Genomic DNA, 20,635 nt, shown 5'->3' with positions numbered 1-20,635 from the left:
GACGACGTCCTTGCGAGTGGCCAGGGGCGCGGAGCGCGACCTGGCGACCCGTCTCCTTGCCACCATGTGGACCGCGGGCGTCATCGCCGGTGTCGACACCGCGGACTGGATCCGCTGCGCCCCCGAACTCCCCGAGATCTGTCTGCGCAGGGCGGCTCAGGTCGTCGAGGGGGCGGACGACGGGCCGCCGTGACGGCTCCTGTCACCTGCCGTCACGATCCCTCGTGCCACGCCGAGGTCGACCAAGTCCTGTGGCCGCAGACGCAGTTGCTCCGTCGTCGCACGGGTCTCTTCCTGCCCCCGTTTGAGGATCGCGGTGGCCTGCTCCGGGGCGATGACCGAGAAGTAGCTGTCCGGCGTGGCCCAGAGGTTGCCCGGCGCAGCCAGGGCGAGCGCGCCGCCCGAGCCGCCCTCGCCGATCACCAGTGAGGTGACAGGCACCGGCGCCGCGGCGATGGCGGCGAAGAGATCGGCGATCGCGGCGCCCGCACCCGCCCGCTCGGCCTCCGCGTCGTTGGCGGCCCCCGGAGTGTCGACGAGCGTGAGCACGGGAATGCCGAGCCGCCCCGCGAGCCGGACAAGACGGGCCGCGGTGCGGTACCCGGCAGGCGTCGTCGCCGTCCCGCCCTGCGCCGCGTAGGCGACCGCCCGCCCCTCGCGCCACCCGAACCCGCAGAGCATCCCCGGGTCCGTGCCCCCGCACCGGTCGCCGCGCAGCGGTGCGCGCTCGGTGAAGTACGCGTCCAAGTAGGCGTCGGCGCGCGGTCGTTCGGCGGCACGGGCACGGCTGACGGCCTCCCAGCCGGTGGCGGGCAGGGCGGTGCCGCCGAGCGCGGCGGGGGGCTCGGGGGCTGTGGGCGCGGCCGTCCCGCCGAGGCCGTCCGTGTCCGGAGCGTGCGCGGACAGCAGTCTGAGGCGCAGCGCCAGAGCCTCGCGCAGTTCCTCGGGGCGTACGACATCGTCGATCGCGCCCACCGCCAGCTGTGCCTCGGCGGTGTACGCCGCCGGGTCCGCGTCCTGCGGCCGTACCCGGGATCCGGCGAAGCCGACCTGGCTGCCGGGCAGCGCGAGGATCAGGTCGGCCCCCGCGCCCAGAGTGGCCCAGCCGCCGCCCGTGGTCGGATCGCGCAGGACCGCGATCCGGGGCAGGCCCGCCGCGCCGGTGAGCTCGGACTGCCGTGCCACGCGCTGCAGTTGGACCAGGGCGCGCATGCCCTCCTGCATACGGCTGCCGCCCGTCGCGATCAGCGAGACGACGGGCAGCCGGTGCTCCCGGGCGTGACGGTGTGCGGCCTCCAGACGGTCTCCGGTGCGTTCGCCGAGCGAGCCGCCCAGGAAGCCGAACTCGAAGGAGACGATCACCGCCGGGGTGCCGCCGACGGAGGCGGTCCCGCAGACCACCGACTCCCGCTCGCCGGTGCGCTCCTCAGCGCGGGCGCGGGAGTCGGCGTATCCATGCCAGGCAAGCGGGCCGTCCCGTCCACGAACGCTGAACTCGCCCTCGGGATAGGCGAGTTCATGAAAGCTGCCCTCATCGGCCACGCCTGCGACGGCAGCCCGAGCGGTCTGGCGGGCGGGGGCCGGCTCAGGCATGGAGGGACCGCTTCATGATCTTCCCCATGTCGTTGCGGGGGAGCTCCGTCAGGTAGCGCACGGCCCGCGGGCGCTTGTGCGGGGCGAGTTGGGCGGCCACGTGGTCCGCCAAGTCCCCTTGCGAAGGCGGCTGTTCGGGGTCGGTCGGGACGATCCAGGCGACGATGCGCTCGCCCAGGTCGTCGTCCGGCTCGCCCGTCACGGCGGCCTCCCGTACGGCCGGGTGCTCCAGGAGGGCGTTCTCGATCTCACCCGCGCCGATCTTGTAGCCGCCGCTCTTGATGAGGTCGGTGGCCTTGCGGCCGACGATGCGTACGTACCCGTCGTCGTCGCGCACCGCCATGTCGCCGGTGCGGAACCAGCCGTCGGCGGTGAAGGCGGCCGTGGTGGCGTCCGGACGGTTCAGGTACTCGGTGAACAGATTCGGGCCGCGCACCTCGATCTCGCCGACCTCCAGGGGGTCTGACGTCTCGGTGCCCGCCTCGTCCACGAGCCGCAGCTCCACACCGCCCAACGGGACCCCTACGGTCCCGGCGCGGGGTTCGCCGTCGGCCCGCACACTCGTGTTCATCAGGGTCTCCGTCATGCCGTACCGCTCGATCACCCGGCGTCCCGTCGCCGACGCGATCCGCTCGTGGTCGTGGACGGGCAGTGCGGCCGACCCCGAGACCAGGAGCCGCGCGCCGGACAGGGCCTTGGCGAGCCCCGGGTCGGCGGGCAGCGCCTCCGCGATGCGGTGATACATGGTGGGGACGCCGAACAACATCGTGGCTCCGTGGGCCAGTTCGTGCGCCACGCCCTCGATGGAGAACCGGCCCAGGTGCCGCACCGAGCCGCCCCGGCGCAGCGGCCCCAGGATGCCGAGGATCAGCCCGTGCACATGGAACAGCGGAAGCCCGTGCACGAGCACGTCATCGGACGTCCACTGCCAGGCGTCCTCCAGCGCGTCCAAGGTGGAGCTGAGGGCCCGGCGGGGCAGCACCGCACCCTTGGGCGGTCCGGTGGTGCCCGAGGTGTAGACGACCAGGGCGGGGGACTCCGGGTCGGGCTCGGCCGGCAGCTCCGGCGCCGTCGCTCCCGCCGCCGCGCTGCCGATGACCGTGCTTCCGGTGACCGTGATGTCCGTACGCTCCAACGCACGCAAGGGGGCCGGAAGTTCGTCGCCAGGTGCCGCGAGCACCACCGACGGGGCGCTGTCCGCCACGATGTGCCCCAGCTCGCGCTCGCCGGTCTTCGGGTTCAGCGGCACGACGGGTACACCGGCGAGCAGCGCGGCCACCACGCCGACGGCGGTCTCCAGGGTCGGCGTCGCCCACAGCGCGACCCGGTGCGCCGAGCCGATCGAGGCGGCCAGGGAACCGGCCGTGGCCGCGAGTTCGGCGTACGTCAGCGAGCGCTCGCCGAAGCGCAGGGCGGGCAGGTCGGGGCCCGCGACGAGGGCCGGGAAGAGGGGCGGGTGGGGAGAAGTCACGCTGCGGGTCTCCTTGGTAGTCGTCGAGGGGCGGGTAGAGGGGCGGCCCGCCGGGCGTTGGACCTGCCGGGGGTTCGTCCTACCCGAATCCTGGCACCACGAGGACGAGCCACACCGCAGCGGGCACGACGGCCACCACGATTCCGCCGTACACCATCAGCTGCCGGAAGAAGCGCTCCCGGTCGACGTCCGGGGCCGCGGCGAGCACCAGCGCGCCGTTGGTGGAGAAGGGGCTGACGTCCACGACGGTCGCGGAGACGGCGAGCGCCGCGATCATCCCGACCGCGCCGATCTCGCCCTGGGCCAGGAACGGGACGGCGAGCGGGATGAGCGCGCCCATGATCCCGACGGAGGAGGCGAACGCGGAGATGAGCGCCCCGATGTAGCAGAGCAGTACGGCGGCGAGGAGCGGGACGCCGATGTCGGAGACGCCCTCACCGGCCCAGTCGATGGTGCCCATCTCCTCCAGGACGCCGACATAGGTCAGCACACCGCAGATGAGCAGGACGGTCGACCACGCGATCTCGCCGACGGCCTTGCGGCTGGACTCCGGCCAGAACGCGCTCAGGATCACGGCCAGGGTGATGGCGCTCAGGCCGGCGTCGAGGTCGAAGCCGAGTACGGCGACGACGAGGGCGATCAGGGAGGCGAGAGTGGCGATCTTGGCCGGATCGAGCCGCGAACTGGCGTCGTTGACGGCTGATTTGGCCTCCTCGGTGCCGTCCCCTTCGGTGCTCTTGCCGTTGTCGCGACCGCCCAGCTTCAGCCCGCCGAAGAGGACGAAGACGATCCCGGCGATGATGAGATTGACGACGAGCGAGGCGAGGAAGAGCGCCACCTCGTTGCCCGGCAGGTTCTCGCGCTCCACGATGCCGTTGACGATCGAACCGTAGATGCTGATGGGCGAGAAGCCGCCGCCCTGGGCTCCGTGCACCACCATGGCGCCCATCAGGAGCGGGCTTATCCCGTACTGGGCGGCGAAGCTCAGGGCGATCGGGGCGACGATCGCCACGGCGGCCGGGCTGACCGCGCCGATGGCGGTCAGCGCCCCGGTGATCACGAACATCACCCAGGGGATCAGCGCGATCCGCCCCCGCACCAGGCGGATGGACGCGTGCACCAGCCAGTCCGTGGTGCCGTTGGCGCGGGCGATCGCGAACAGATAGGTCACGCCGACCAGGACGACGAAGAGATCGCCGGGGAAGCCGGCGAAGATGCCGTCCGCGTCGAGGTCGGCGACCAGCTCGCCGACCGCGAAGGCCGCGGCGAAGGCGAGGGCGCCCATGTTGATCGAGCGGGTGGTGGCGATCACGAAGACCACCACGAGTACAAGGATGGAGATGAGTTCGGCGGACATCGTGGGCTCCCGTTCCTGGGGCCGTCGGGGCCGTGCAGTGGCCAAGTGGCTGAGCCAATCCGGCTGTTGGCGGAACTCAGCGTCGGGGTATCGGTTTCGGCCGTCAAGGGGTCGGACGGAAATTGGCTGAGCCACTTGGCCACTCGTCCGCCGAGGCGACCGCTGTTAGGCTGCCGATCCATCGGCACGGGGACCGAAATGGGGGGTTGGGATGTCTGACGCGCTGCGCCCCATGGGCAGGACGAGGTTGTACGAGCAGGTGCTCGACCGGCTGCGTTCCTATGTCGGGGAAGGCGGCCTGCGCTCCGGTGACCGGCTGCCGCCCGAGCGTGAACTGGCCCAGCGGCTCGGCGTGTCCCGCGCCTCCGTCAAGCAGGCCATCGTCGTACTCGAAGTGCAGGGCTTGGTCGAGGTGCGGCACGGTGGCGGGACCTACCTGGTCAAGGACAGTCTGGACGCCGAGCCCGTCGAGCGGCTCGTGGAACGCAAGCGGCGGCTGCCCGACGTCCTGGAGGCACGCGAGGCCCTGGAGACCAAACTCGCCGAACTGGCCGCCGAGCGGCGCACGGACGAGGACCTGCGGGCGATGCGGGGCGCCCTCGACACCATGGCGCGGGAGATCGAGGCGGGCGAGCATGGCGTCGAGGGCGACCGGCTCTTCCATGCCGCCGTGACCGCGGCCGCGCACAGCGCGCTGCTCGCCGAGTTCATGCGCTCCATCGCCGAGCAGATCACCGAGAGCCGCAACGAATCGCTGCGCCAGGTCCGGCGCCCCGCCCGGTCACTCGCCCAGCACCACGAGATCCTCGACGCGATCGAGGCAGGCCGCGGCCGGTCGGCGGCGGCCGCGATGCGCCGGCACGTACGGACCGTCGCGAAGGTGCGGCTCCTGGACTGGAACCCGGACGACGGCGCGGGCACCGCGGATCACTCAGAGGCGCAGCACCCGGCGCCGTGAACTCCCCCTGAGCCGCTCAGCGGCGCAGGCGCACGCGGGTCAGGAGGTCCTCGCCCGCCGGTCCCGAGCCCGACTTGTCGACCACGTACGCGTGGCCGTCGACCACGTGGACGTGGTTGGGATGCGCGCCGGTGGCCACGGACTTCACGACCTCGCCCTTGTGCGGGTCGACGATCGTGACGGTGGCGGTGGTGCGGTTCACGGCCAGGACGTGGCCCGAGCGCCGGTCGACGGCCACGGACTTGGTGCCCCCGCCGGTGGGCACGGACCGCGTGACCGCACCCTTGCGCAGGTCGACCACCGTGACCGTGCCGGTGGTCTGGTCGGCGGTGTAGGCGGTGCGGCCGTTCGCGGAGAGGGCGACCGAGAGGGGCCCTTCGCCCGCCGGGATGAACCGCGGGGTCGCGGAGCGGCGGGAGACTTCGATGATCCGGGCTCCGTGGTAGTCGGCGGCGTACACCGAACCGGTCCGCTCGTTCACGGTGATGCCCGTCGGGCCGGTGCCCGGGACGGTGAAGCGCTTCTTCTCCTTGAAGGTCTCGGAGTCGAACGCGACGAGGGCGCCGTCGCCGAAGGCGCTCGCCCATACCGTGTCGCGTCGCTCGTCGACGACTATCTCGCGGGCGTGGGTCACGTCCGGCAGCGTGGCGAGGTGCTTGCCGGTGCGCTGGCTGTAGACGGCGACGGAGTTGTCGCGGGTGTTGGTCGTCCAGACGGTGTTGTGCTCGTCGTCGACGGCGACGCCGTACACCGACTCGACGGCACCGGTGGCCGCGTCCGTGACCGGTGGCGCGTAGGCCTGCTCGACCTTCAGCGTGTCCGGATCGACCTTCAGGAGACGGGAGTCGGTGACGGTGGCGGGCGGCATGCCCACGGACGAGGTCACCCAGAGCGCGTCGTTCCGCTCGGAGTACGCGGACTGGTACAGGCCTTGCCTGATCGGCGCCGAGGCGCTGGGCGAGCCGGTCTTCGCGGTCTCGGCGCCCGCGGTGCCGGTCGAGACCAGGGCGCTTCCTGCGGCGAGCGACACGGTGATCGCGGTGGTACGGCGGGCCCGGCGGATGGTTGAGCTCATGCTGCGTCGATCTCCTTGGCAGATGTGCCTCCGAAGGGAAGGCACTCGCCGATCAACTTAGCCGAGCCTTACCTAATCCGTCAGGCCCCTACCGTCAGATCCCTACCGTGAAGTCCTGCTGTCAGATCCCGTCAGGACAGGCACCCGGCGTGCGCGAGTGCCTGCTTGAGGAGGGTGCCGTGACCGCCCGGCATCTCGTGCTGGACGATCTCGGACGAGGCCTCCTGCGGACTGAACCAGGCCAGGTCGAGAGCGTCCTGCCGGGGACGGCAGTCGCCGGCCACCGGGACGATGTAGGCGAGCGACACCGCGTGCTGGCGGGGGTCGTGGAACGGCGTGAAGCCTTGCGTCGGGAAGTACTCGGCGACGGTGAAGGGCTGCAGGGAGGCCGGGACGCGGGGGAGGGCCGCCGGGCCGAGGTCCTTCTCCAGGTGGCGCAGCAGGGCGTCCCGGACCCGCTCGTGGTGCAGGACCCGGCCGGAGACGAGGGAGCGGCTGACCGCCCCGTCCCGGCCCATGCCCAACAGCAGTCCGATGCTGGTGACTTCGCCGCTGTCGTCGACGCGCACCGGCACCGCCTCGACGTACAGGATCGGCATGCGCGCGCGGGCCTGTTCGAGCTCGTCGGAGGTCAGCCAGCCGGGCGTGGTTTCGGTCGTGTCAGACATCGGCTGATCATACGTTCACTGGCTACCGCCGTGCTGCTCCACCTTCGTCGCGGTGTCGCCACGATCGCGTCGGTGTCCAGGGGGCGGGGCCCTGCCTGCCGAAGGCGAAGATTCCCTCGTACGGAGTGGCCGTCACGGCAGTGGAATCGGGGAACGCGGGGTTCTTCGCGGCCGCGGTCTTGAACTCGGCCTCGACGCGGAGGCGAGCGCTGTGGCGAGGCGTTCCGCGCGTCCGGGAGCGCCGAGCGTCAGTCGTCGTCCTCCACAGTGGTGGAGTCGGAGTCGGAGTCGGAGTGGTGCGTGGAGGGCTTGGCGGTCGCCGTGCGGGTGCCGGACCACGCCTTCCACAGGGAGGCGTAGGGCCCGGATCCCTCCCGCAGTTCGTCGTGGGTGCCGCTCTCCACGATCCGGCCGCCCTCCATGACGACGATCCGGTCCGCGGTCGCGGCCTGGGTGAGCCGGTGGGCGACCACGAGCGCGGTGCGTCCCTCGACCGCACGCCCTGCCGCCTTCTCCAGGAGCCGCGCGCCGGTGCTGCCCGCCTCGGCCGTCGCCTCGTCAAGGACGGCCACCGGCGGGTCGGCCAGCATCAGCCGGGCCAGGGCGAGTTGCTGGACCTGGGCGGAGGTGAGGCGGTGGCCCCCGTCGCCCACGACCGTGTCCAGGCCGTCGGGCAGCGCCTCGGCCCACTCCAGCGCCTCGACGTCGGTCAGCGCCGTGCGCAGCTCGTCGTCGGTGGCCTCGGGGTGGGCGAGGCGCAGGTCGTCCGCCAGCGGCCCGGCGAAGACGTGTGTCTCCTGGGTGACAAGGGCCACCGGCAGACCGCTGCCACGGCCGGGGGTCCCGGTCAGGTGCACCGAGCCCGAGGTCGCCTGGTGCACCCCGGCGATGAGCTTGGCCAGGGTGGTCTTGCCCGCGCCGCTCGGGCCGACCAGCGCCACCCGTTCCCCGGCCCGGAGCGTGAGGTCCACGTGTCGCAGGACGGGACGGCCGGGTACGTACGCGTGGTCGATGCCGATGACCGTGACGGTGCCGTCCGGCTCCGCACCGGGCTCCCGCGGCTGCGCCGCCCGCGTGCCACCGGGTTCGGGGGTCGGCTCGTCGGCGACCCCGACCAGGCGGGCGAGCGAGGCCGTGGCCGACTGCGCGTCGTCGAGGAGTACGAGTGCGGAGTTGACCGGGGCGAACAGGCTGTGGAAGTAGAGCGCGGCGGCGGTCGCGGTGCCGATGGACACCGAGTCCGCGCGGACCAGGTAGAAGCCGGTGACGAGGACGGCTGCGAGGCCGGTGTACTCGGCGACGTGCAGGCGGTTGTAGAAGTCCAGGACCAGCCGTATGCCGCGCATCTTCAGCGCGACCGCGGTGGCCGAACGCCGGGTCACCCGCTCGGTGTGCTCCTCCTCGATGCGGAATCCCCGCACCGTGCCCGCGCCGGCGATGGTGTCCAGCAACTGCTGCTGCTGTGCCCCGGTGGCGATGCGCTGCTGGGCGTAGAGCGGAACGGCGTGGCGTACGTACCAGCGGGCGGTGGAGGCCTGGACGGGCACCGCGAGGAGAGCCGCGACCAGGAAGCGCCAGTCGAGCGCCGCCATCGCGGCCAGCGTCAGGAAGATGGCGAGCAGGGAACGGGCCAGCTCGGGCAGGGCGCTGCGCACCGCCTCGCCCACCACCGACACGTCCCGGGTGACGCGGGCGGTGAGGTCTCCCGCCCCGGCCTTCTCCACCTGCTCGAGAGGCAGTCGCAGGGCCTTCTCCACGAACCGCTCGCGCAGCTGCGCGAGCACGGTCTCGCCGAGCCGGGAGACGAGCGACAGACCGAGCGAGGTGGTCCCGCCGTGCGCTAGGGCGACCAGGACCAGCAGGACGACGGGCAGCGTGAGGTCCCCCGGCGGGCGCTGGTCGGCCACCAGGTCCACGATCCGGCCGAGGATCGGCTGGACGAGGAGCCCGATGCCGGTCGCCGCCACCATTACCGCGAAGCCGCCGAAGGCCAGGCCGCGGTGCGGACGCACCAGCTCGCGGACGGCGGCGCGGGTGCGGGGCGCGGTGGCGGTGGGGAGCAGTTCGCGGGTGTCCGGATGCGGCTCGGGGGAAGCCCCGTTCATGCCGGGGGAGGCCCCGTTCATGTGGGAGGAGCTCGTGCCGTCGGGGGAGCTCGCGTTTATGTCGGAGGGGTTCTCGTTCATGCCAACACCGCCGTGCAGTAGGCCTCATGACGCTGGATCAGATCAGCGTGCGTCGCCGTGTCGGTGACCCGTCCTTGGTCCAGGAGCACTACCCGGTCGGTGACGGAGAGCAGAGCGGGACTCGTGGTCACCAGGATCGTCGTGCGGCCCTTGCGGATCTCGCGGAGGCCGGCCGCGATGCGGGCCTCGGTCACGGCGTCGACGGCGGTGGTCGGATCGTGGACCACGAGGACGGGCCGCTCGGCCGCGAGCGCACGGGCCAGGGCGACGCGTTGGCGCTGCCCGCCCGAGAGCGAGTGGCCGCGCTCGCCGACCGATGTGTCCTCGCCGTCCGGCAGGGTCTGGGCGACCTGTGCCACTCCGGCGGCGGCCATCGCCTGTTCCGGGTCGGTGCCGTCGGGGGCGGCGGCCGTGACGTTCTCGCGGACGGTGCCCGCGAAGAGGTCCGCGTCGTGATCGGCGACGAGCAGCGCCGTGCGCAGCTCGGCCGGGTCGAGGTCCCGCAGGGGTATGCCGTCCAGTGCGACGGTCCCGGTGTCGGGGTCGGTCCGCCGGGCCAGGCAGCGCAGCAGGTCGGTGGCGTGCGCGGGGTCGGTCGCGACCACGCCGAGCAGTTCGCCGGGCGCCACGTCAAGGTCCACGCCGCGCAGCCCGCCGTGCCGTACGCCGTCGAGCCGCACCGCGCCGCGCACCGGCTGGGGCAGGCTCCGGTCTCCGGCGGTGACGGTGGGCGCGGTGGCGACGACCTCCGCGATCCGGCCGGCCGACGCACGGCCCTGGGCGAACTCCGCGTTGACCCAGGCCAGCGTCTCCAGGGGGCCGATCAGGAAGAGCGCGAGGCCGACCGCCGACACCAACTCGCCCAGGCTGATGCCCCCCTGGGCGGCCATTCTGCCGCCGACCAGGGCGACGGTGGCGATCAGGCACCCGGTCAGCGCGAGGACCACACCGCTCTGGAAGGCCTGCGCGCGCGCCGCCTTCAGGGTGGCCCCCAGGGAGTCACGGCTGGTGGTGCGGTAGCGGGCGATGGCCGCCGACTCGCCGCCGATGCCCTTGAGGATCCGCAGGCCCGTCACCAGGTCGGCGGCGACGGCCGACGCGTGCGCCGCCCGCTCCTGCTCGGCCTCGCTGCGGCTCTCCAGCGGCTTGCTCAGCAGATGCCCGAGCCAGAGGAGCACCGGGGTGCCGAGGAGCACGACGAGGCCGAGCGTGAGAGACATGCGCAGCAGGACGACGGCACAGGTGAGGATGCCGGTCAGTGCCGAGATCCCGGCCATCACGGCCATATTGACGGCACCGACCCGCTTGGCGTCCTCGGTGGCGATGTTGGCCAGGGCGCCGGGCAGCCGGCCCTCCTCGGCGCCGCCGCCGGGGTCGAGGATCCGTCGTACGAGAGAGATGCGCAGCGTGTGCTCGGCGCGGGCGGCGGCCCGCTCACCGGCCATGGCGCCGAACCGGAAGCTCAGCGCGAGCGCCACATAGCCGACGGCGAGGACGCCGAGGCAGACGAGCAGGGCGCCGGTGTCGGAGTCGGTGACGGCCCGGTCGATCGCGACGCCGATCAGTACGGGGACAAGCGCCTCGCCTATCTGATGGCCGGACCCGAGCAGCGCGCCGACACCGACGTCGCGCCGCTGCCCCCGTATGGACTCTCTCAGGACGTCCCGCCCCGACGGACTTGTAGAACTCACCCGCCACCCCTCCAGGGCCGGACAACGAAAATCTTAGTGAGGGTAGCCTAAGTGGACTCGCCGTGGTGACGCCCACGGGTGGGAGTGGAAGCGCGGGCCCCTAGGCTTCCGTCTGGCCTTGACTACCTGGCCTTGACCACTACCCCTGGAGCGCCCACCGTGTTCGACCCCGCACCGGAGCACCCGTACCCCGACGGTCACCGACCGGACGAGGCACCGGCACCGCACGCGCTGCTCGCGCCCGTGCTCGGCCTCCTGGGTACCTGGCACGGCCGGGGGCAGGGCGAGTACCCGACCCTGGAGTCGGATTTCACGTACGCCCAAGAGGTCACCTTCAGCCACGACGGCCGCCCCTTCCTGCGCTACGAGGCCCGAGCCTGGCTCCTCGACGCCGACGACGCCCCGCTGCGGCCGTCCGCCCGGGAGAGTGGCTGGTGGCGGCTGCAGCCCGACGGCCGGGTCGAGGCCCTGATCACGCAGCCCACCGGCATCGCGGAGATCGCGGTGGGCCAGGCGACCGGCAACACGATCGACCTCTCCACCAGCGAGGTGGCACGTACCCCCACCGCCAAGGAGGTCAAGGCCACCCGCCGCCGCTACACGCTCACGGACGAGGGGCAACTCACCTTCGTCCACGACCTGGAGGCGGTCGGCCGACCGCTGCAGCACCACCTCTCGGCACGGCTGCGCCGCACGGGATCGTAGGTGGCCCGAAAGTGGCCTTGACCGGGGCCCGCCGAAGTCTATGGTCTGGACTAATCAGCCATCGAGGAAATCTGGCCCCAGCGCTTCACGCACGCCGACCCGAGTCACGTACACCCCCACTCACGTACGCCCCCACTCAAGTACGTCGCGCGACCCGCACAGGCACTTCACGCACACCCCCACTAACAGCGCCGTGAAGGAGTTACGCATGCACAGGAAGCGGAAGTTGGCCGCGATGATCGGTGCGGGTCTCGCGCCGGTCCTCGCACTCACGCTGCCGACGGGTTCGGCGAGCGCGCACGGATACGTCAACGCACCGGCCAGCCGGCAGGCGCAGTGCGCCGCCGGCACGGTCGCGTGCGGCGACATCAAGTGGGAACCGCAGAGCGTCGAGGGACCCAAGGGCCTGCGCAGCTGCAACGGCGGCAACGCCCGCTTCGCGGAGCTGAACGACGACAGCAAGGGGTGGCGGGTCAGCGACGTCAGCAGGACGCAGACCTTCACCTGGACGTTCACCGCACGGCACCGGACCGCGAACTACGAGTACTTCGTCGACGGTACGAAGGTCGCGACGATCGACGGCGGCAACCAGCAGCCGCCGGCCACCGTCTCGCACCAGGTCAACCTCGGCAACTTCACCGGCAGGCACAAGGTGCTCGCGGTCTGGAACATCGGCGACACGTCGAACGCCTTCTACGCGTGCATCGACGTGAACATCCGCTAGGGAGGGCGTCCAGGGAGGGCGTCCAGGCGGCGCGCGCCCTTGATGGAAATCTCTCCGGTCATGGCCCTATGAACTGATACGCCCTCTGGTTACCCTCCGCCGCATGATTTCCACGGTTGTCTGGGGTACCGGAAATGTCGGCCGAGCGGCCATACGTGCCGTCGACGCCCACCCGGCGCTGAAGCTCACGGCCGTGCTCGTCCACAGCCGCGACAAGATCGGCCGCGACGCGGCCGATCTCGCCGGTATCGAGGGGCAGTTGGGCGTCACGGCCACCGACGACATCGACACCGTCCTCGCGGCATCGCCCCAGGCCGTGGTGTACGCGGCGTCCGGCGACATCCGCCCCGACGAGGCCCTCGACGACGTCGGCCGGGCGATCCGGGCCGGAGCCGTCGTCGTCACCCCCGCCCTGTACGCGCTCTACGACCAGCGCAACGCCCCGCCCGAGCTGCGGGATCCGCTGGCCGCCGCCGTCGCGGACGGCGGCGGCTCCCTGTTCGTGTCCGGCGTCGACCCCGGGTGGGGCAACGACGTACTGCCGCTGCTGATCAGCGGATTGGGCAGCACCGTCGACGCGATCCGCTGCCAGGAGATCTTCGACTACTCCACGTACGACCAGGAGGACTCCGTACGCCACCTGATCGGCATGGGGCACCCGATGGACTACCAGCCCCTGATGCTCGCCGAGACCGTACCGACCATGGTGTGGGGCGGTCAGATCCGGCTGATGGCCAGGGCGCTCGGCGCCGAACTCGACGACATCCGCGAGACGTTGGAGCGGCGCGCGCTCGACACCTCGGTGACCACGCGGACGATGGGCGAGTTCGAGGCGGGCACCCAGGGGGCGGTGCGGTTCGAGGTGCAGGGCATCGTCGGGGGCGAACCCCGCATCGTCATCGAGCACATCACCCGCATCCACCCGTCCTGCGCACCGGACTGGCCGACGCCGCCCGACGGCACGGGAGCGCACCGGGTCGTCATCGAGGGCCGCCCGCGCATCGAGGTCACGGTCGAGGCCTCCGACGAGGGCGAGAACCGGTCAGCGGGCGGCAACGCCACCGCGGTCGGCCGACTGGTCGGCGCCATCGACTGGCTCGTGGACGCGAAGCCCGGAATCTACGACGCGCTCGACGTCCCGCTGCGCCCCGCCACCGGCAAGCTCACAAGGAGCACGACATGAACGCGATGCACATCGACATCCCCGAGGGGCAGGAGCCGATCGGGTACGTGTGGGGCGAGATGGTGCCCGGGATCGGCATGGCCGCCGCGAACTTCTCGCTGTCGGTCTACGAGCACACGACCCTGGGACTGCGGGAGTTCGAGGCCGCGCGGCTGCGGATCGCGCAGATCAACGGGTGCCTGTTCTGCCTCGACTGGCGGACCGAACGCGAGGGGCAGAAGGTCGAGGAGGAGTTCGCCGAGGCGGTGACCCAGTGGCGCACCACCGACGCCTTCGACGACCGGACACGCCTGGCCGCCGAGTACGCCGAGCGGTACGCCCTGGATCACCACGGCCTCGACGAGGAGTTCTGGACGCGGATGACCGCGCACTACAGCCAGCAGGAGATCGTGGAACTGAGCATGAGCATCGGTTCCTGGCTGGCGTTCGGCCGGCTCAACCACGTGCTCGGCCTCGACGCGGTGTGTGTACTCCCCGGGCACTGAGGGGAGTTGCTGCAGGGAACAGTTGCAGCTGACAGGCGTCAGTTGTCAGCTGACATAGGAACAAGTGCAGTTAGCCACAAGGTGCTACAGGTCGGCGGCGATGATCTCCTCGATGTTGCGTTCGGCGAGCGCCGTGATGGTGACGAACGGGTTGACGCTCGTGTTGCCGGGGATCAGCGCACCGTCGATGACGTACAGGCCCGGATGGCCGTGCAGACGGCCGTAGTTGTCGGTGGCCTTGTTCAGGATGGCGCCGCCGAGCGGGTGGTACGTGAGGTGGTCGCCCCAGATCTTGTACGTGCCGAACAGATCGGTGCGGTAGATCGTTCCCTCCTTGGCGTTGATCTTGTCGAAGATGGTCTTGGCGGCGTCGATGGATGGCTGCTTCCAGGCCGTCTGCCAGTTCAGCTCCACCTTGTTCGCCGCGGCGTTCCAGGTGAACGCGGCCCGGTTCGGGTTCTTGGTGATCGAGAGGTAGAACGACGCGTAGGTCTCGATCCCGGTGGGCAGCGGTGCGACCTCGGCGAACGCGCCACCGGCCGCCCAGTTGTCGATGCCGGCCGTGGGGATGGACGACTGGACCTTGCCGGTCGCGTCCCACATGTGGTTGGCGCGCCCGCACATGACGTTGCCGTTGTCGCCCCAGCCCTTGCCGATCTCCCCGTTGAGCCGGGGCAGCGCGCCGGTGGCCTTCAGTTTGACCAGTAGTTTGCTGGTGCCGACGCTGCCGGCCGCGAAGAACACCCTGTCCGCGGTCACGGACTTGGTGGCGGTCGTGGTGCCGCCGGTGTCGAGCTGCTCGATGACGACGGTGTAGCCGCCGCCGGACGCGGGGGAGACCGTGGTGACCTTGTGCAGCGGGGAGATGGTGACCTTGCCGGTCGCGGTGGCCTTCGCGATGTAGGTCTTCTGGAGGGACTTCTTGCCGTAGTTGTTGCCGTAGAGGATCTCGCCGGCGACCGCCGACTTGGGGACCGTTCCGGCCGCTTCCTGCTTCATGTAGTCCCAGTCGTAGACACCGGGAACGAAGACGAACGGGAAGCCGGAACGCTGGGCGTGCTTACGGCCGACGCGCGAGTACTGGTAGCAGTCGACGCTGTCGAACCAGGCCGGGTCGATGGTGCTGACGCCGAGACCGGCGTTGGCGCGCGGATAGTAGGTCGCGTACATCTCGTCGGCATTGACCGACGGGAGGATGGTGCCGAAGTTCTCGCGCTTGGGCGTGACCGCCATGCCGCCGTTGACCAGGGAGCCGCCGCCGACGCCGCGGCCCTGGTAGACGATGATCCCGCCCATCTCCTCCGCGTCGAGGATGCCCGTGTAGCGGGGGATGTCCTTGTCGAGCGGGAAACCGAGGAAGTTGCTCAGGGGCTGCTTGGTCCTGGTGCGCAGCCAGTAGGAGCGGCGGTCGGGCGAGGTCGTGTGGGCGAAGATCTTGCCGTCGGAGCCGGGGGTGTCCCAGGCCATGCCCATCTCGATCATGTGGACGTCGACGCCCGCCTGGGCGAGGCGCAGGGCGGCGACGGAGCCGCCGTACCCGGTGCCGATCACCAGGACGGGGACGCGGGCCCCGTCACCGATGGGCCCGGCCGCCGCGGCGGCGGGCTCTGCCTGGGCGGAGGCGGGGACGGCCTGGGCGGAGAGGGTGACGGCTCCCAGAATAGAACCAGTTCCAGCGATGAATCTTCGCCTTGAGACGCCCTCTGGGTTGGTATTACACGTGGTGATGCCACTCATGTGACGTTCCTCACTCTCGTAGGAATGGGAACGAGTTCTACTGCTAATAGCGCATTAAGTCACTGCATACCTAGAGGTAACTTCTGTCCGATCTTGTACCTGTGCGGCGTTCGAGAGGCTTGTAAAGGAACCCTTGTAAAGGAATCTTTCTAAAGATACCTTTACATCATGTCGGAGACCCCTGATCCAGACCAGGGCGCCACCCCGCCCCGCAGCCTGCACCTCACCGACCCCCGCGCCCTGCGGGCCTACGCGCATCCCACACGCATGTCCCTGGTCGGCCTGCTGCGGCGGAGCGGGCCGTTCACGGCCACCCGGGCCGCCGAGCTGACCGGGGAGTCCGTGGCCAGTTGCTCGTACCACCTGCGGATACTCGCGAAGTACGGGCTCGTCGAAGAGGCGCCCGGCGGCCGGGGGCGTCAGAAGCCGTGGCAGGCCACAGCCCGGTTCACCGACTGGCCCGGCTACAGCGAGGACCCCTCCGTCGCCGAGGCCTCGGACGCGCTGAGCGCGGCGGTAGCCGAGCGGTACTTCGACCGCGCCACGCGGGCCATGGAGCAACGGCACCTGCTGCCGCGCGCCTGGCGCGAGGCCGAGCAGTTCAGTGACACGTTCGTCCATCTCACCCCGGAGGAACTGACCGCCATCGGCGAGCGCATGGACGCGCTCCTCAAGCCCTACGAGGACCGCGAGACCGACCCTGGCCCGCGGCCCGACGGCGCGCGTCCCGTGAGCGTGCTGCGGCTCGCCTTCGTCGACCGGGAGATCCCCGAAGAAGTCCCGGAGGCCGAGTGATGAAAGTCCTGGAGCGGATACCCGGCCTGCTGCGCGAGCGGACCTTCCGGCGCTACTGGACCGGGCAGACCGTCTCCCTCATCGGCGGCGAGATCTCCCTGATCGCCATCCCGCTCGCCGCCGTACTCGTCCTCGGCGCCGACGCCGCCGAGATGGGCTGGCTCAAGGCGGCCGAGCTGCTGCCCACCCTGCTCCTCAATCTGCCGCTGGGAGCCTGGGCCGACCGGCAGGCCAGGCGGCGGCGCGCGATGATCGCCGCCGACCTGGCCCGCGCGGCGCTGCTCGTGACGCTTCCGGTCGCGTACCTGCTCGATGTGCTCACGCTCGGGCAGCTCTACGCGACGGCGTTCGCGGTCGGCGCGCTGACGGTGCTCTTCGACGCCTGCAACAACACCCTGTTCGTGGCGCTGGTGCCGGCCGAGCGCTATGTGCAGGCCAACTCACTGGTCAACGGCAGCCGTTCGATGTCCTGGCTCGCGGGTCCCGGAGTCGGCGGGCTGCTCGTGCAGTTCCTCACTGCCCCCTTCGCCCTGCTCGCCGACGCCTTCACCTATCTCGTGTCGGCCCGCTTCCTCGCCCGGATCGATCCCGTCGAGCCCGTGCCCGAGCCCGTCGGCAAGGGTCACTTCACGGCGGGCCTGCGATGGTTGGTCAAGGAGCCTTCCATGCGGGCGCTGTTCGCGTGGTCCGGGACCATCCAGTTCTTCAACTACATGTTCCACACGCTCTTCGTGCTGTACGTGACGGTCGAACTCGGCCTGAGCGCGGGCGTCCTCGGCGCGATCCTGAGCGCGGGCGCCGTCGGCGGACTGATCGGCGCGGCGTGCAGCGGGAGGATCGTGCGGCGCTTCGGCATCGGGCCCTCGATCCTCTGCGGCTCCGTCGGTTTCACCCTGCCCTTGCTCCTCGTGCCGCTCGCCGACGGCCCGTTGCCGCTGGTCGTCGCCCTGCTCTTCGCCGCCGAATTCCTCAGCTGCGTAGGCGTGATGGTCATCGACATCGCCTCCGCGTCACTCCAGATGGTGCTGATCCCGCACGCCATCCGCTCACGTGTCATGGGCGCCTTCCGCACCCTGAACCATGGCTTCCGGCCCCTGGGTGCCCTGCTCGGAGGCATGCTCGGTACGGCCATCGGGCTGCGCCCCACACTCTGGATCGGCACCGTCGGCGCGGTCCTCGCGGTGCTGTGGCTCCTGCCCTCGCCCGTCCCGGGCACCCGGGAGCTGCCGGAGCCCGCCGAGCAGGATGCCGTCCCTGACCGGACACCGGCTTAGCGCACCCTGGAGTTCTTGGTGGAGTACGGCAGTTGACCGCTTACGCCTGGGCGTCCGGTGTCGGATCCGCCTCGGCGCCCGCGCGGCGGCGTTGGCGCGAGGCGCGCAGGTTCGCGGCGTTTCCGCAGTCGCGGGTGGAGTGCCAGACGCCGCTGTTGTTGCGGGAGCGGTCGTAGAACGCCGTGGCGCAGCGTTCGTTGCGGCAGATCTTCAGGCGGCGCCACTCTCCGGTGGTCTGGGCGAGCAGCGCCTCGCACAGCACGGCGGAGGTCAGCCAGCGCCAGCCCTCGCCCTCGGGCTCGGTGGTCAGGGCCGCGTCGCCGTGCAGATTGACCTGGAGGGCGCAGGAGGTGAAGCGGGCGGTCTCGCCGCTCGCCGTGCCGCACCGGGAAAGCAGCGCCCGGCGCAGCTGTTCGCGCAGCTGACGCAGCTTGGGCAGGTCCTCTTCGGTGAGCGTGAGCCGCACCGCCGTGCGCCCCGTCTTCTCGGCCCAGGTGGGCAGCGCCACGGAGACCCATCCCTGGGCGGCGGCCACGTCACCGAGGAGATCGGCATCGGGGTCACCGCCGGAGGGCGCGGTGTTCAGGATGTCCTGCACGAGCCCCAGGCCGCCGGGGACGGCGGTGGGGAAGTAGCGCTCGGTGGCAGGCCAGGTCATGCGGACATCTTACGCGACCGCGGGCGACAGTAGCGTACGGCGTTAGCTGACGTCGGCATACCGGTGCTCCCTCGTGTCGGCGGGGGTACGGTCCACGGCTGCGCGTCGCCGTGGACCGTACCCGGTCGGCCGTCGTTCAGGCCAGGCTCTTCAGGAGCGACTTGTCGAAGGGCAGCGCGTCGCCGAGGCGGTTCTCCAGGGCCTTGGCCGCCCACTCAGGGTCGGCGATCAGGGCGCGCCCCACCGCCACCAGGTCGAACTCGTCACGCTCCATGCGGTCGATCAGCAGCTCGATGCCGGTGGACGCGGACGGCGCCGCCCAGCCCTGCGGGCCGATGAACTCCTGGTCGAGGCCGACCGAGCCCACGGTGACCACGGGCTTGCCCGACAGCTTCTTGACCCAGCCGGCGAGGTTGAGGTCGCTGCCCTCGAACTCGGGCAGCCAGTAGCGGCGGGTGGAGGCGTGCAGCACGTCGACACCCGCGTTCACCAGCGGCGTGAGCAGGCGCTCAAGCTCCTCGGGGGACTCGGCGAGCTGTGCGTCGTAGACACTGCCCTTCCACTGCGAGAGCCGGAAGAAGACGGGGAAGTCGGGCGAGACGGCGGCGCGTACGGCGGCGACGAGCTCGGTGGCGAACCGGCTGCGGGCCTCGATGTCTCCGCCGTAGCCGTCCGTGCGGCGGTTGGTGCGCTCCCACAGGAACTGGTCGATCAAGTAGCCGTGCGCGCCGTGCAGTTCGACGCCGTCGAAGCCGATGCGCTCGGCTGCCGCCGCGGCGTCCGCGAACGCCCGGATCACGTCGTCGAGGTCGTCGGACGTCAGCGCGCTGCCCTTGGGCTGCCCGTCGAGGCCGATCCCGGAGGGGCCCGCCGGGGGAGCGGACGGGACGGGGCCCTGGCCCTCGTCGCGCGTGACGCCGACGTGCCACAGCTGCGGAATGATCTTCCCGCCCGCCGCGTGCACGGCGTCGGCCACCTTGCGCCAGCCTTCGAGGGCGTCGTCCCCGTGGAAGCGCGGGACCCGGTCGCTCGAACCGGCCGATGCGTGGTCGACGTATGTCCCCTCGGTGATGATCAGGCCGACACCGGCGGCGGCACGGCGGGCGTAATACTCCGCCACGTCCGCGCCCGGCACGCCGCCCGGCGAGAACTCCCTGGTCATGGGTGCCATCACGATGCGGTTGGGCAGGGTGAGGCTGCCGACGCTGAAGGGGCGGTCGAGGGTCTGGGGGGTGCGCGCGGTCTGCGACGCCGAGGTCATGCGTCCTCCTGGCAGGTGATGAGGGCCCGATCGATGTGCGATCGATGACGTAAGCGTACGCGCTTTACTCATGTCGCTCGGCGGAGGGTTCCATGGCGAGGCGGCGCGGGGCGACGGAGGGGGCGACGGGGGCGACAATGGAGGGGTCGGGCAGGGGGGCATCGCCCATGATCGGAGTCGGCGTTGCTGTTCACACACGACGTACTCGTCGGCATCGCGTCCGGAGAGATCGATCTCGCCTTCCGGAGCTGGCGCAGACCTGCCGTGCGGCCCGGTACCGCGCTGCGGACCGCAGTCGGCGTGCTGGCGATCGGCGAGGTGGAGGCCGTCCCCGAGTCGGCGGTCACCGACCGCGACGCACGCCGGGCGGGGTTCGCCGACCGGGAGCGGCTGCTCGCCGATCAGCGGCGGGGCGAGGACCGGCGGCTCTACCGCATCGGGGTCCGTGTCGCCGGTGACGATCCGCGGATCCGGCTGCGGCAGGACACGGACGTGTCCCCCGCGGAACTCGACGAGATCGTCGCGGAGCTCGGCCGCATGGACGCCCGGAGCCGACGTGGGCCATGGACCGCGCGGCTCCTTGAGCTGATCCACGATCAACCAGCCGTGCGGGCCGCGGAGTTGGCCGCTCAGGTGGGCCGGGAGAGACTGCCCTTCAAGGCGGACGTACGCAAGCTCAAGGAGCGCGGTCTCACCGAGTCCCTGGAGACGGGATACCGGCTCTCGCCGCGTGGGCAGCTGGTGCTCGGCCATCTGCGGGCCGGCGGCAGGCACTGACCGAACTGCCCTACGAGCGACGGAAATCAGGGGTCGC

19 protein-coding genes are annotated in these 20,635 nt (G+C 71.2%); 9 read left to right on the top strand and 10 right to left on the bottom strand.

Going from position 1 to position 20,635, the window contains the following annotated elements:
- Positions 1–10 precede the first annotated feature (10 nt).
- On the top strand, positions 11–193 hold the full coding sequence (locus AC5P1C_RS27185) for a hypothetical protein (RefSeq protein WP_493868557.1): 183 nt from the start codon (positions 11–13) through the stop codon (positions 191–193).
- Here the strand turns inward: AC5P1C_RS27185 and AC5P1C_RS27180 are convergent.
- From AC5P1C_RS27180 to AC5P1C_RS27170, 3 genes are all read right to left on the bottom strand, one after another.
- Positions 157–1,593 carry a carboxyl transferase domain-containing protein gene (locus AC5P1C_RS27180; RefSeq protein ID WP_493868556.1) on the bottom strand — a complete coding sequence of 479 codons (1,437 nt, stop codon included), beginning with the start codon at positions 1,591–1,593 and terminating at the stop codon, positions 157–159. The two genes, AC5P1C_RS27185 and AC5P1C_RS27180, sit on opposite strands and share 37 nt — an antisense overlap.
- Positions 1,586–3,064, bottom strand: coding sequence for an acyl-CoA synthetase (locus AC5P1C_RS27175; protein ID WP_493868555.1), 1,479 nt, complete (start codon positions 3,062–3,064; stop codon positions 1,586–1,588). The genes AC5P1C_RS27180 and AC5P1C_RS27175 overlap by 8 nt, the downstream gene beginning before the upstream one ends.
- Positions 3,065–3,143: 79 nt before the next feature.
- The gene (locus AC5P1C_RS27170) at positions 3,144–4,421 is read right to left on the bottom strand and encodes an SLC13 family permease (RefSeq protein ID WP_493868554.1); all 1,278 of its coding nucleotides are present in this window, start codon (positions 4,419–4,421) and stop codon (positions 3,144–3,146) included.
- Between the two features lie 211 nt (positions 4,422–4,632).
- Here AC5P1C_RS27170 and AC5P1C_RS27165 point away from each other — a divergent pair, with 211 nt between their 5' ends.
- A complete protein-coding gene (locus AC5P1C_RS27165) occupies positions 4,633–5,379 on the top strand; it encodes a FadR/GntR family transcriptional regulator (RefSeq protein WP_493868553.1) in 747 nt (248 codons plus the stop codon).
- Between the two features lie 16 nt (positions 5,380–5,395).
- Here AC5P1C_RS27165 and AC5P1C_RS27160 read toward each other — a convergent pair whose 3' ends face one another.
- From AC5P1C_RS27160 to AC5P1C_RS27145, 4 genes are all read right to left on the bottom strand, one after another.
- Entirely contained in the window at positions 5,396–6,454 is a 1,059-nt protein-coding gene (locus tag AC5P1C_RS27160) for a YncE family protein (RefSeq protein WP_493868552.1), read from the bottom strand.
- Positions 6,455–6,585: 131 nt separating this feature from the next.
- A complete protein-coding gene (locus AC5P1C_RS27155) occupies positions 6,586–7,122 on the bottom strand; it encodes an NUDIX hydrolase family protein (RefSeq protein ID WP_493868551.1) in 537 nt (178 codons plus the stop codon).
- 248 nt (positions 7,123–7,370) lie between these two features.
- Positions 7,371–9,227 (bottom strand): ABC transporter ATP-binding protein, encoded by a 1,857-nt coding sequence (locus tag AC5P1C_RS27150; RefSeq protein WP_493868597.1) that lies wholly within the window; start codon positions 9,225–9,227, stop codon positions 7,371–7,373.
- A gap of 77 nt (positions 9,228–9,304) precedes the next feature.
- Positions 9,305–10,999: an ABC transporter ATP-binding protein gene (locus AC5P1C_RS27145; RefSeq protein ID WP_493868550.1), complete on the bottom strand. Its 1,695-nt coding sequence runs from the start codon at positions 10,997–10,999 to the stop codon at positions 9,305–9,307.
- Positions 11,000–11,158: 159 nt separating this feature from the next.
- Between AC5P1C_RS27145 and AC5P1C_RS27140 the strand changes: the two genes are divergently transcribed.
- The 4 genes from AC5P1C_RS27140 to AC5P1C_RS27125 all read left to right on the top strand — a co-directional run bounded on the left by AC5P1C_RS27140 (position 11,159) and on the right by AC5P1C_RS27125 (position 14,096).
- Positions 11,159–11,704: a nitrobindin family protein gene (locus AC5P1C_RS27140; RefSeq protein ID WP_493868549.1), complete on the top strand. Its 546-nt coding sequence runs from the start codon at positions 11,159–11,161 to the stop codon at positions 11,702–11,704.
- 208 nt (positions 11,705–11,912) lie between these two features.
- A complete protein-coding gene (locus AC5P1C_RS27135; RefSeq protein WP_493868548.1) occupies positions 11,913–12,428 on the top strand; it encodes a lytic polysaccharide monooxygenase auxiliary activity family 9 protein in 516 nt (171 codons plus the stop codon).
- A 103-nt stretch (positions 12,429–12,531) separates the two neighbouring features.
- On the top strand, positions 12,532–13,611 hold the full coding sequence (locus AC5P1C_RS27130; RefSeq protein ID WP_493868547.1) for an NAD(P)H-dependent amine dehydrogenase family protein: 1,080 nt from the start codon (positions 12,532–12,534) through the stop codon (positions 13,609–13,611).
- Positions 13,612–13,616: 5 nt separating this feature from the next.
- A complete protein-coding gene (locus AC5P1C_RS27125; protein ID WP_493868596.1) occupies positions 13,617–14,096 on the top strand; it encodes a carboxymuconolactone decarboxylase family protein in 480 nt (159 codons plus the stop codon).
- Between the two features lie 84 nt (positions 14,097–14,180).
- Here AC5P1C_RS27125 and AC5P1C_RS27120 read toward each other — a convergent pair whose 3' ends face one another.
- Entirely contained in the window at positions 14,181–15,833 is a 1,653-nt protein-coding gene (locus AC5P1C_RS27120; RefSeq protein ID WP_493868546.1) for a GMC oxidoreductase, read from the bottom strand.
- A gap of 168 nt (positions 15,834–16,001) precedes the next feature.
- Between AC5P1C_RS27120 and AC5P1C_RS27115 the strand changes: the two genes are divergently transcribed.
- Positions 16,002–16,628 carry a winged helix-turn-helix domain-containing protein gene (locus AC5P1C_RS27115; protein WP_493868545.1) on the top strand — a complete coding sequence of 209 codons (627 nt, stop codon included), beginning with the start codon at positions 16,002–16,004 and terminating at the stop codon, positions 16,626–16,628.
- Positions 16,628–17,902 carry an MFS transporter gene (locus AC5P1C_RS27110; protein ID WP_493868544.1) on the top strand — a complete coding sequence of 425 codons (1,275 nt, stop codon included), beginning with the start codon at positions 16,628–16,630 and terminating at the stop codon, positions 17,900–17,902. The genes AC5P1C_RS27115 and AC5P1C_RS27110 overlap by 1 nt, the downstream gene beginning before the upstream one ends.
- A 40-nt stretch (positions 17,903–17,942) precedes the next feature.
- Here the strand turns inward: AC5P1C_RS27110 and AC5P1C_RS27105 are convergent, their stop codons facing one another.
- A complete protein-coding gene (locus AC5P1C_RS27105; protein ID WP_493868543.1) occupies positions 17,943–18,560 on the bottom strand; it encodes a CGNR zinc finger domain-containing protein in 618 nt (205 codons plus the stop codon).
- A gap of 136 nt (positions 18,561–18,696) precedes the next feature.
- Positions 18,697–19,821, bottom strand: coding sequence for an NADH:flavin oxidoreductase (locus AC5P1C_RS27100; RefSeq protein WP_493868542.1), 1,125 nt, complete (start codon positions 19,819–19,821; stop codon positions 18,697–18,699).
- A 183-nt stretch (positions 19,822–20,004) separates the two neighbouring features.
- Here AC5P1C_RS27100 and AC5P1C_RS27095 point away from each other — a divergent pair, with 183 nt between their 5' ends.
- Complete coding sequence (locus AC5P1C_RS27095) at positions 20,005–20,598, top strand: hypothetical protein (RefSeq protein ID WP_493868541.1); 594 nt, start codon at positions 20,005–20,007, stop codon at positions 20,596–20,598.
- Positions 20,599–20,635: the final 37 nt, after the last annotated feature.

The organism is Streptomyces sp. A18 (genome assembly GCF_059026065.1).
The sequence above is the reverse complement of the archived record's forward strand: the minus strand, read 5'-3'. Positions and strand labels throughout refer to the sequence as shown.

Excerpts from the sequence above, each read along its gene's own strand:
- AC5P1C_RS27135 (WP_493868548.1), top strand. The coding sequence starts at position 11,913 with ATGCACAGGAAGCGGAAGTTGGCCGCGATGATCGGTGCGGGTCTCGCG.
- AC5P1C_RS27150 (WP_493868597.1), bottom strand. The coding sequence starts at position 9,227 with ATGAACGGGGCTTCCCCCGAGCCGCATCCGGACACCCGCGAACTGCTC.
- AC5P1C_RS27180 (WP_493868556.1), bottom strand. The coding sequence starts at position 1,593 with ATGCCTGAGCCGGCCCCCGCCCGCCAGACCGCTCGGGCTGCCGTCGCA.
- AC5P1C_RS27100 (WP_493868542.1), bottom strand. The coding sequence starts at position 19,821 with ATGACCTCGGCGTCGCAGACCGCGCGCACCCCCCAGACCCTCGACCGC.
- AC5P1C_RS27125 (WP_493868596.1), top strand. The coding sequence starts at position 13,617 with ATGCACATCGACATCCCCGAGGGGCAGGAGCCGATCGGGTACGTGTGG.
- AC5P1C_RS27120 (WP_493868546.1), bottom strand. The coding sequence starts at position 15,833 with ATGAGTGGCATCACCACGTGTAATACCAACCCAGAGGGCGTCTCAAGG.
- AC5P1C_RS27130 (WP_493868547.1), top strand. The coding sequence starts at position 12,532 with ATGATTTCCACGGTTGTCTGGGGTACCGGAAATGTCGGCCGAGCGGCC.
- AC5P1C_RS27115 (WP_493868545.1), top strand. The coding sequence starts at position 16,002 with ATGTCGGAGACCCCTGATCCAGACCAGGGCGCCACCCCGCCCCGCAGC.
- AC5P1C_RS27165 (WP_493868553.1), top strand. The coding sequence starts at position 4,633 with ATGTCTGACGCGCTGCGCCCCATGGGCAGGACGAGGTTGTACGAGCAG.
- AC5P1C_RS27170 (WP_493868554.1), bottom strand. The coding sequence starts at position 4,421 with ATGTCCGCCGAACTCATCTCCATCCTTGTACTCGTGGTGGTCTTCGTG.
- AC5P1C_RS27155 (WP_493868551.1), bottom strand. The coding sequence starts at position 7,122 with ATGTCTGACACGACCGAAACCACGCCCGGCTGGCTGACCTCCGACGAG.
- AC5P1C_RS27110 (WP_493868544.1), top strand. The coding sequence starts at position 16,628 with ATGAAAGTCCTGGAGCGGATACCCGGCCTGCTGCGCGAGCGGACCTTC.
- AC5P1C_RS27105 (WP_493868543.1), bottom strand. The coding sequence starts at position 18,560 with ATGACCTGGCCTGCCACCGAGCGCTACTTCCCCACCGCCGTCCCCGGC.
- AC5P1C_RS27160 (WP_493868552.1), bottom strand. The coding sequence starts at position 6,454 with ATGAGCTCAACCATCCGCCGGGCCCGCCGTACCACCGCGATCACCGTG.